The organism is Streptomyces acidicola (assembly GCF_009377235.1).
Classification (GTDB): Bacteria; Actinomycetota; Actinomycetes; order Streptomycetales; family Streptomycetaceae; genus Streptomyces; species Streptomyces acidicola.
Window position 1 is genome coordinate 1 of record NZ_VMNX01000514.1, and the last position, 1,499, is coordinate 1,499.

Consider the following 1,499-nt stretch of genomic DNA (forward strand, 5'->3'; position numbering starts at 1 on the left):
GAGCCCCCCTCCGGCCAACCCGCCCCGCACCGCGCCCGGTTGGTGTTTCTCGGCCTCGTGCTCGCGTTGCTGCTCGCCGCGTTGGAGCAGATGACGGTGGCCACCGCGCTCCCGAAGATGGCCGCCGAACTGCACGGCCTGGACCGTATGTCCTGGGTGATCACCGCGTACCTGCTCACCGCCACCATCACCCTGCCCGTCTACGGCAAGTGCGGCGACCTGTACGGACGCAAGGGCGCCTTCCAGTTCGCGATCGTCGTCTTCGTCATCGGCTCGGCGCTCGCCGGCTGGTCGCACACGATGGACCAACTCATCGCCTTCCGCGGACTCCAGGGCGTCGGCGCGGGCGGCCTGCTGATCGGCGTACAGGCGCTCATGGCGGACATCGTGCCCGCCCGTAATCGCGGTCGCTTCGTGGGCCTCGCCGGCGCGGCGTTCGGCCTCGCCTCCGTCACCGGCCCCCTCCTGGGCGGCTACGTCACGGACCACCTCTCCTGGAGGTGGTGCTTCTACGGCAACGTGCCCTTCGGGCTCATGGCCCTGACGCTCGTCACCCTCGCACTGAACCTGCCGAAGCCCGGGCCCAAGCCCGGGCCGAAGGCCCGCTTCGACGTCCTCGGAGCGCTGCTGCTCGCCGTCGCGTCCACCTGTCTGGTGCTGCTGGCCGCCCGGGGCGGCACCGAGTACGCCTGGGGCTCAGAGACCATCAGGGGCCTGGCTGCGGGAGCCGTCGGCGCGACCGTCCTCTTCCTCGTCGTCGAGCACCACGCCCCCGAACCCCTGATCCCCCGGCGGCTGTTCAAGGACTCCGTGTTCATCGTCACCGGGTTCGTGGGCCTGGTCATCGGGGCCGCGCTGTTCGTGGCGGGCAGCTGTCTGCCGGCCTTCCTGCAACTGGTCGACGGCGCCTCGGCCACCGAGTCCGGGCTGCTCATGCTGCCGATGACGGCCGGCGTCGTCGGCGCGTCGGTCGTCGTCGGCCAACTCATCAGCCACACCGGGCACTACCGGACCTACCCGATCCTCGGCACCGCCCTCGCCGCCGTCGGCATGTGGCTCCTCTCCCGCCTCGACGCCGACACGCCCCGGCTGCACTACGGCATCTGGACGGCCGTCCTCGGCGCCGGCATCGGCATGGTGATGCCCGTCCTGGTCCTCGCCCTGCAGAACTCGGTGCGCGCCGCCGACGTCCAGGCCGCGACCAGTGCGAACAGCTACCTCCGGCAGATCGGGGGCGGCGTCGGCGTGACCGTCTGCGGCGCGCTCCTCGCGACCCGGGCCGCCGACCGAGGGCAGGCCGCCGACCAAGGGCCCACGCGCGCGGGCACCGGCCTGACGCACAACCACGTCGCGGCGTACGCCGACACCTTGCCGCGGATCTTCCTGTACCTCGTGCCGTTGCTGGTCCTCGGCGTGCTCCTCGCCTTCTTCCTCAAGGGGAGACCACTGGTGCCCCACGACGCCCCCGCCGACGCCGTACCGCCCAACGCCGCATCTCC

At 71.8% G+C, this 1,499-nt stretch carries 1 protein-coding gene; it reads left to right on the forward strand.

What is annotated here, in order from left to right; all coding sequences use genetic code 11:
* The coding region (locus FPZ41_RS46485; protein WP_152870920.1) for an MDR family MFS transporter at nt 1–1,499 on the forward strand (1,499 nt) is incomplete at both ends.